The organism is Hylemonella gracilis ATCC 19624, assembly GCF_000211835.1.
GTDB lineage: Bacteria > Pseudomonadota > Gammaproteobacteria > Burkholderiales > Burkholderiaceae_C > Hylemonella > Hylemonella gracilis.
Window position 1 is genome coordinate 1 of record NZ_AEGR01000094.1, and the last position, 8,239, is coordinate 8,239.

General features: G+C 64.4%; 9 protein-coding genes and 1 pseudogene. 6 read left to right on the forward strand and 4 right to left on the reverse strand.

Features of this window, described 5'->3' with window-relative positions:
- Positions 1-96 precede the first annotated feature (96 nt).
- Positions 97-1,068, reverse strand: coding sequence for a tripartite tricarboxylate transporter substrate binding protein (locus HGR_RS14790; protein WP_006299147.1), 972 nt, complete (start codon positions 1,066-1,068; stop codon positions 97-99).
- A 169-nt stretch (positions 1,069-1,237) separates the two neighbouring features.
- Positions 1,238-2,296 (reverse strand): CDP-6-deoxy-delta-3,4-glucoseen reductase, encoded by a 1,059-nt coding sequence (locus HGR_RS14795; RefSeq protein ID WP_006299149.1) that lies wholly within the window; start codon positions 2,294-2,296, stop codon positions 1,238-1,240.
- Between the two features lie 47 nt (positions 2,297-2,343).
- Between HGR_RS14795 and HGR_RS14800 the strand changes: the two genes are divergently transcribed.
- The gene (locus HGR_RS14800; RefSeq protein WP_006299150.1) at positions 2,344-3,309 is read left to right on the forward strand and encodes an NAD-dependent epimerase/dehydratase family protein; all 966 of its coding nucleotides are present in this window, start codon (positions 2,344-2,346) and stop codon (positions 3,307-3,309) included.
- Between the two features lie 80 nt (positions 3,310-3,389).
- Here HGR_RS14800 and HGR_RS14805 read toward each other — a convergent pair whose 3' ends face one another.
- Positions 3,390-4,727, reverse strand: a complete 1,338-nt coding sequence (locus tag HGR_RS14805; protein WP_050797480.1) for an MFS transporter — start codon at positions 4,725-4,727, stop codon at positions 3,390-3,392.
- Here HGR_RS14805 and HGR_RS14810 point away from each other — a divergent pair.
- The 5 genes and pseudogenes from HGR_RS14810 to HGR_RS18100 form a co-directional block, all read left to right on the forward strand.
- Positions 4,726-4,914: a hypothetical protein gene (locus tag HGR_RS14810; protein WP_006299152.1), complete on the forward strand. Its 189-nt coding sequence runs from the start codon at positions 4,726-4,728 to the stop codon at positions 4,912-4,914. The genes HGR_RS14805 and HGR_RS14810 overlap by 2 nt on opposite strands.
- A gap of 81 nt (positions 4,915-4,995) precedes the next feature.
- On the forward strand, positions 4,996-5,361 hold the full coding sequence (locus tag HGR_RS14815; RefSeq protein WP_006299153.1) for an ArsR/SmtB family transcription factor: 366 nt from the start codon (positions 4,996-4,998) through the stop codon (positions 5,359-5,361).
- The gene (locus HGR_RS14820; protein ID WP_050797481.1) at positions 5,339-5,842 is read left to right on the forward strand and encodes an SRPBCC family protein; all 504 of its coding nucleotides are present in this window, start codon (positions 5,339-5,341) and stop codon (positions 5,840-5,842) included. Before HGR_RS14815 ends, HGR_RS14820 begins: the two co-directional genes overlap by 23 nt.
- A gap of 106 nt (positions 5,843-5,948) precedes the next feature.
- Positions 5,949-6,767, forward strand: coding sequence for a fumarylacetoacetate hydrolase family protein (locus HGR_RS14825; RefSeq protein ID WP_006299156.1), 819 nt, complete (start codon positions 5,949-5,951; stop codon positions 6,765-6,767).
- Between the two features lie 259 nt (positions 6,768-7,026).
- A pseudogene (locus HGR_RS18100) lies at positions 7,027-7,116 on the forward strand (transposase); the annotation flags it as partial.
- A 196-nt stretch (positions 7,117-7,312) separates the two neighbouring features.
- Here the strand turns inward: HGR_RS18100 and HGR_RS17435 are convergent.
- A complete protein-coding gene (locus HGR_RS17435; protein WP_138922559.1) occupies positions 7,313-7,948 on the reverse strand; it encodes a hypothetical protein in 636 nt (211 codons plus the stop codon).
- Between the last annotated feature and the right edge of the window lie 291 nt (positions 7,949-8,239).

Below are 8,239 nucleotides of genomic sequence, written 5' to 3' on the forward strand. Positions count from 1 at the left end.
TTCAGGCACGGCTGAAGCGCGAAGCCGAAGGCCATCCCCGTATGAGCGTGCGGGCGGCAGGCCCGGCGCGCCCCCCCGAGACGAAACCCAAACTTCTCAATCCACCCGCGCCCCGCTGAGCTTCACCACCTGCTGGTACTTCGCCAGCTCGCCCTGCATGAAAGCGCCAAAGGCCTCGGGCGTGGTGGGCACGGGTTCGGCCATCAGGGCCGTGAAACGCTGACGGGTTTCGGGTGCGTTCAAGGCCTCCACGAAGGCGCGGTTCAGGCGCGTGATCACATCCTTGGGCGTGCCTGCGGGCGCGACCAGCCCCCACCACGTGTCGATGGCGAAGCCGGGCAACACCTCGGCCACGGCCGGCACCTCGGGCAGCATGGCGCTGCGGCGCGCGGTTGTGACGGCCAGGGGCAGCAACTTGCCCGCCTTGATGTTGGCCGAGGCCGTGGCCAGGTTGTCGAAGTTGAAATCCACCTGCCCGCTGAGCAAGGCCATCTGCGCCGGATTGCCGCCGTTGTACGGCACGTGCAGCACGGAGATGCCGGCGCCGGACTTGAACAGTTCACCCGCCAGATGACCTGCGCTGCCATTGCCGCCGCTGCCGTAGTTCAGCTTGTCCGGGTGCGCCTGGGCGTAGGCGATGAGGCCCTTCAGGTCCTGAATGCCGAGACGCTGCGCGGTCTGCGCGTTGATGACCAGCACATTGGGCACGCGAGCGATCTGGGTGATAGGCGCGAAATCCTTGGCGGCGTCAAAAGGCATCTTGCTGAAGAGCCAGGGATTGACCGCATGCGTGGCCGTCGCCGCGAGACCGATGGTCAGGCCATCGGGCGTGGCCTTGGCCACCGCGTCCGCGCCGATGTTGCCGCCCGCGCCCGGTCGGTTGTCCACGATCACCGTGCCCAGGATGGCCTGCACACGCTCAGCCAAGGCCCGGGCCGTCACGTCCAGCGGGCCACCGGGCGCGTACGGCACGATGAGGCGGATGGGCGGCTGCTGAGCCAAGGCGCGGGTGGCGGATGCAGCCGCCACGGCGGCAGCGCCAGCGAGCAAGAGGTGTCTGCGTTGCATGGTGTCTCCTGAAGTATTTGTTCGTGACGGTGCTACGCGCCGTGCTTGTAGCTCCGGCTCACATCCGCTGCGCGGATATGAGTCTCCACCTTGGGGTTTGTGGCCACGACACGGTGCTCACGCACCTTAACTTTGCTTCGCAAAGTGAGTCTTCGCCGCAAGCACGGCGCTACGCGCCGTGCTTGTCTGCCTCGCTGGTGAAGGAATCGGCGAAGAATTCCTCCTCGGGCAGGCCGGCCTTCACGTAATCGCGCTGGGCCGATTCGACCACGATGGGCGCGCCGCAAGCATAGACCTGGTGACCCGACAGATTGGGGATGTCTTGCAGCACGGCGGCGTGCACAAAGCCGGTCCGGCCTGTCCAGTGGTCTTCGGGCAAGGCGTCCGAGGCCACGGGCACGTACTTCAGGTGGGGCATCTCCGCGGTCTTCTGCACGACCCAGTCGTTCAGGTAGAAATCCTGCGGGCGGCGGCCGCCCCAGTACAGCGTCGCGGGCCGCGTGATGCCCTTGTGCTGCATCTGCTCGATCAAGGCCTTGATGGGCGCGAAGCCCGTGCCCGAGGCGAGCAGCACCAGGGGCTTGTCGCTGTCTTCGCGCAGGAAGAAGCTGCCGAAGGGGCCCTCGGCGCGCAGGATTTCCTTTTCCTTCATCGCGCCGAACACATGGTCGGTGAACTTGCCGCCCGGCATGTGGCGGATGTGCAGTTCCATCATCGCGCCCACGGGCGGGGTCGCGTCCGGCTGGCCAGCGCGGGTGTGGGGCGCAGTGGCCATGGAATAGCTACGGCGCGAGCCATCGCGCAGCAGGAAGTCCACGTACTGACCAGCGCGGTATTGGAAGCCGTCGTTGGCCGGCAGTTGCAGCACGATGCGCATCACGTCGGGCGAGAGCCGTTCCAGCGTGTTCACACGCACCGGCAGCTTCTTGATCGGGAAGGCGCCCGCCTCCACCACCTGGCGCGATTCGAGCACCACGTCGCTGTGCGGCACGCCGCAGCAGGTCAGCACCAGGCCCGCGGCTTCTTCCTCGGCGCTCAAGGCCTTGGCCTGATGGACGCCGTGCACCACCGTGCCGGAGATCTTCTTGCTCTTGCAAGAACCGCAGGCGCCATCGCGGCAGCCATAGGGCAGACCAATGCCCGCCCGGATGCCGGCGGCGAGAATCGCCTCGCCCGGCTCCACGCCAAAACTGCGCCCGCTCGGCTGCACCGTGACCTGGTATGTCATGCTCTCTTTATCCTTGCTCGGTTCCAGAAGAAAACTGCGTTGAACCCATGATTTTGCCAGCCCCCCGGCCCCGGTCCGGCCACCCCATCCTCCGCCCTGCTTTGCCCATGCGGTTCAGGCGCACCCGCCTGCTGATCGTGGGCTGCGGGGACGTGGGCCTGCGGGCCGCGGCCGCCCTGCCCGCCCGGGTGCGCGTGCTGGCCCTCAGCTCCAGCCCCGCGCGCTTCCCCGAACTGCGCGCGCGCGGCATCACGCCCCTGGCCGGCAACCTGGACCATCCCGTCAGCCTGCGCCGCTTGGCCGGACTGGCGCGGCATGTGCTGCACTTGGCGCCGCCACCTGGTCAGGGCGAAGGCGATCCACGCACCCGCGCCCTGCTGCGGGGCTTGGCGCGCGGCTCAGCCGCACCCATGTCCGGCGAGGGGTCGGGTTGGGGTCGCACCCTGGTCTACGGATCCACCAGCGGCGTCTACGGCGACTGCGCGGGCGCCTTGATCGACGAAACCCGCGCCCCGCGCCCGATGTCTGCGCGCGCGCGCCGGCGCGTGGCGGCGGAAGCGCTGCTGCGCGACTGGGGCCGCCACGGCGCGCGGCGCCGGGTGAGCATCCTGCGCATCCCCGGTATCTACGCGCCGGACCGCCCCGGCGGCACGCCGCGCGAGCGCCTGCTGGCCGGCACGCCCACGCTGCGCGCCGAGGACGACGTGTACACCAGCCACATCCACGCCGATGATCTGGCGCGCGCCTGCCTGGCGGCGCTCTGGCGCGGCCGGGCGCAACGCATTTACCACGCCAACGACGACACCAGACTGAAGCTGGGCGACTACCTCGACCTCGCGGCCGAGCGCTATGGCCTGCCGCGCGCCCCGCGCCTCACGCGCGCGCAGGCCGAGCAGGCGCTGACGCCGGAGCGCATGAGTTTTTTGCGTGAGTCCCGCCAGTTGGACAACCGGCGCTTGAAGCAGGAGCTGCGCCTGCGCCTGCGCCACCCCACGGTGGCCCAAGGACTTTGATCCGCCGTCCGAGGCAGGAGCGGCGGACGATGGACGGCCCAGCCCGGCCCTGAGCTAGGCCAGGCCAGGCGCGGCCCGGCTTAGACCCGATTCAGATCCAGATCGCGCGTCTCACGCGTGGCGGCAAGCGCGGCCAAGGTCAGCAAGCAGTTCGCGGCCAGATACAAGCCCACGCCGGACAGGCCGTGGCTGGCATTGATCTGCAAGGCCACCAGGGTGGGCACCGAGGCGCCCACGATGGAAGCCAGGTTGTAGGCCAGCGAAGCGCCGGAGTAACGTACCTCGGTCGGGAACAACTCGGGCAGCAAAGCCGCCATGGGGCCGAAGGTCGCTCCCATCAGCACGAAGCCGACGCAGACAAAGGCCAGCAACGGCCCCGGCGTGGCGCCCTCCAGGGTGTAGGGCATGGCCAGACCGAAGGCCGCGATGGCGAGGGTCACGAGCGTCAGCCAGCGGCGACGCCCCAGGCGGTCGGCCAGCACGCCACCCAGGCTGGTGAAGATGCCGAACACGATGGCGCCCACGAGCAAGATGCCCGTGAAGGTGTTGGCCGGGATGCCCAGGCCCAGCACATGCCCAGCCGCGGACAAGGCCACGGGGCTCTTGGAATAGACCTGCACGAAGGCCGTCATCAGGTAGAACAGCACATAGGTGGTGGTCATGATCAGCGTGCCCTGCAACAGCGCCAGCCCATGCTTGCCAAACACCACGCCTACCGGCGCGTGCACCTTGCGGCCCGCTTGCTCGGCCTGGCGGAACACGCGGCTCTCGTGCAGGTTCAGGCGCACGTAAAGGCCCACGCCCACCAGCACGATGGACAGCAGGAAGGGAATGCGCCAGCCCCACTCGACCATGGCCTCCACGCCCAGCCAGGCGCTGACCAGGAAGAACACGCCATTGGCCGCGAACAGGCCGATGGGCGCGCCCAACTGCGGGAAGCTGCCGAACCAGCCGCGCTTGCCTTGGGGCGCGTTCTCGGTCGCGACCAGGGCCGCGCCGCCCCACTCACCGCCCAGACCGATGCCCTGGCCGATGCGGAAGATGCAGAGCAGAACCGGGGCCCACAGGCCGATGCTGTCGTAGGTCGGCAGCAGGCCGATGGCCACCGTGGACAGGCCCATGGTCAGCAGAGAAGCCACCAGGGTCTGCTTGCGGCCCAGCTTGTCGCCGAAGTGGCCGAACAGCGCCGAGCCGAAGGGCCGCGCCAGAAAGGCCAGCGCCAGCGTGGACAGCGAGGCCAGCATCGCGACCGAGTCATTGCCCTTGGGGAAGAACTGGGAGTTGAAGACCAGCACCGCGGCGGCGGCGTAGATGTAGTAGTCGTAGAACTCGATGGCCGTGCCCACGAGGGAGGCGATCGCAACTTGACGCGGCGTGTTGGCAGGAGCCGACGCAGCGGGAGAGGCAGAAGCAGACATGGAAGAGATGACGAGAGAAAGGGGCGAGAAAAACAAGGAGCAGCGGGAACTGGCCTCAGCCCGGGTAGGTGCGGTGTGCGGCCAAGAGGACCCGACATCGTGTGCCGGGCCGATGGACTGCATGAACGGCCAGTTCGACAAGCTGGAAAACACCTTGGCGGCCGTCGTGCACGGACGCCCTGCTTGAATCATCAAGCATTTCGAGGTCGCGCCAGTGTAAACCCTAGGTCTCTTGCGTCCGGCTGGATTCTCCGCAATACTGAACAAAATGGTTCAGTATCAATCCAACCGCATCTCCGCCTCGTTTGCCGCGCTCTCCGACGCCACCCGTCGGGGCGTTCTGGAGCAGCTCGGGCAGTCGGACGCGTCCATCACGGACCTGGCCGACAAGTTCCACCTCACCCTCACGGGCATGAAGAAGCACGTGGACGTGCTGGAACAGGCGGGTTTTGTCATCACGGAAAAACTCGGACGCGTGCGGACCTGCAAGCTCGGCCTGCGCCGGCTGGAAGAAGAAGCGGCCTGGATCGCGCGCTACCACCAACTCTGGGCCGCACGCTTTGACGCGCTGGACGGCGTGATCGAAGCATTGAAACACCAGGAACAAACCAATGAACGCACGCAAAATGAGTGAGCCCACCCTCGCGCCCGCACCCAAGCGCACGACAGTGGAACGCAAGTCCGACCGCGAGGTGGTCGTCACGCGCCTGTTCAACGCCCCGGCGCGGCTCGTGTTCCAGGCCTGGACCCAGGCTGATCTGTTCCAGCGCTGGTGGGTCCCGAAGTCCATGGGCATGACCCTGCTGTCCTGCGAGATGGATGTGCGCGTCGGCGGCCAGTACCGTCTGGTGTTCAGCTACCAAGGCTCGGAAGCGGCCTTCTTCGGCACCTACCAGGAAGTGACACCGAACTCCCGCCTGGTCTGGACCAATGAGGAAAGCCCGGACGGCCCCATCACCACGGTGACCTTCGAGGAAAAAGATGGCAAGACCTGGGTGGTCATGCACGAGCTGCATCCCTCCAAGGAAGCGCTGGACGCCGCCGGCACGGGCGCGTCGGAGGCCTTGGTCGAGACCTTCGGCCAGCTGGACGAGTTGCTGCTCACGCTGAGCTGAAGCGCAACTCAGTCAGAGCGGCCCGCAAGGCAGGCCCGGTCCCGCACGTTGGAATCGCGACATGCCCTGATGGCGGACCACCGCGCCGTGCGAGGACAATCGGGCCATGTCATCCGCACCTCATCCCACCCACGCCCACCCCACCTCCCTTAAGCTCAGCGAAGCCGACGAGGCCATCGTCCAGAGCCTGCTGCGCGCCCACCAGGGCGGACCTGCCGTGGACGAACAGGTGGCCAAGGCGGGGATCACCAGCCTGGAACAGGCTTACGCCCTGCAGGAGCGGCTTTACGCCGCGCTCGGCCATGCGCCGGGCGTGCCTCCGTACTGGAAATCCGGCGGCCCCTCCCGCTCCGACCCGATGCGGCACGCGCCCCTGCCGGTGGCAGGCGTGCGGCCCTCGGGCAGCTCGCTCGGCGCGCTACCCTTGCGCCACCGCTGGGTCGAAGCCGAGATCGCGCTTCGCCTGGGGCAAGCCGTGACGCCCGACGCGGCCTGGCGCCTCACGCCCGAAGACGCCCCGGCCCTGGTGGACGCCCTGTGCGTGAGCATTGAACTGGTGGACACCCGCTGGGCCGCGGGTCGCGCAGTGCCGCCCCTCCTCAAACTCGCCGACCTGCAAGTGCACGGCGCCCTGGTGCTGGGCGAGTTCCGGCCCTTTGCGCCGTTCAAGTCGCACGACTGGGCAGGACAGGAATGTCAGGTCCGCATCGGCACCCAAGTCCGCGCCTTCCGCGGCAGCCTGGGCGTGGGCGACCCGACCTGGGTGCTGCCCGACTGGCTGCGCCACCTGAGTCGCCACGGCGCCACCGTGCCCGCGGGCACAGTCGTCAGCACCGGAACCTGGTGCGGTCTGCTCGATGCGCAGGTGGGGGACGAGGTGAGCGTGGAGTTTCCGGGGGTGGGGATGACTGCCTTGCGGTTCTGATCGTAGTGCCCTTGGCATGCTTGCAGAGGCTGCAATCGGCCAGAACGGAAGGCCCAACATTGACTACAAACGCTGCCGCTTGCCACCCCAGTCAGTCGTTCTCCATTTCACAGGTTTTGCGGTATTTTAAAATTTCGCTAGCCAACACATGAATCGCCGCACGAGACTACGCCGGACAGGCATTCTCTGCATGCGACGCCCCTTGAAATTGAGTAGCGTTTGAGCTTGGAGTCCAATCCGAAACGACAGGAGATTGGACGTGAAGAAGAGATTTACGGAAGAGCAGATCATTGGCTTCCTGCGGGAAGCGGAATCGGGCTTGGCGGTGGCCGAGCTGTGTCTGCACCACGACGACGTTCGATTCGCGGGGGCTGCTGGATCGCTTGGCTTGGTAGATCGCCAAGAATCCGTTTTATGACTTGATCAGACGCTCCCTGGTATAGAGGCGGAGGACATGCAGGCAGAATGAACTGGTGCCTGCATCTTTGGAGTCTGCTCGAACGCTTGGCTAGGCTTTTAAAGCTTCTCTACATGAAATTAAAATATCACTCTCGTGGCAACCAAATGTTCTCTGCGATTGAAACTTGGTCTATAGGCCAAGTAGCAAATGATGAGAATTTTTGAGTCGCTATTTCCGAATCGCGCTTAAAGTGATTTGAGAACTTTGGAGATGCACCTGCCGCTACATTCATGCCAACGATGTTTTTAGCTAAAACAGTTCCGATATGAATTCGGCCAAGATAAGTGGTTGTGCTAGGCTTGATTGTGAAATAGATTGGGGCTGGGGGATCCTTCGGTGAAATATATCCATTTCCACCGAATACTGCTATGTAGAGTTGCCAGTTATATAGTTCATATTCACCGGGCTCAAGTGATGCAGCGACCAGCCTCCCTTTGCTTGGGGATACTTCAGGGTAATCATTTGGCTTCTGAAAGCCCATCAAAGTAAAGCCAAACGCAGCCAGGCGGGTGGGTTCTACGTCCCCTGATGCTCCCTTTTTTCTGATGAATATCCAGGCATCATGGGTGTATTTCTCGGGCTCTGCAGTAATCGACACCAGAACATTTCCTCTGGCTGGATTGCTTAGCCCTGCCTCTGGATCGTTAAATTTCTTAATTGATGAACATCCAAATTGGAATGATGCAATAAAAAATATGGCGATTACTTTGAGGTATTTCATTGTATTTACAGCCTGATTTCGGATAGATATTTAGTAAGGATGAGGCACTGACTTCTGGTGTTGACTACGCTTTGAGAGTGTGTGGTGTTCTGAAGGACCTAACGAGACTGTGCTTTAACCCCTCGGACGTTTCTGAATATTTGTGTTCGAGGCGCTGAGGGACTTATCCTAGCGGGTAAGTCGGTTTCATTCTACGCAGTGTGGCTCGGATGAATCGATCCTCCTAGAGGATGGCTGAACGTGTCTAGAACCTATCTCAAATTCGTTTGAGCAGGATGGTGATGGAAGCCA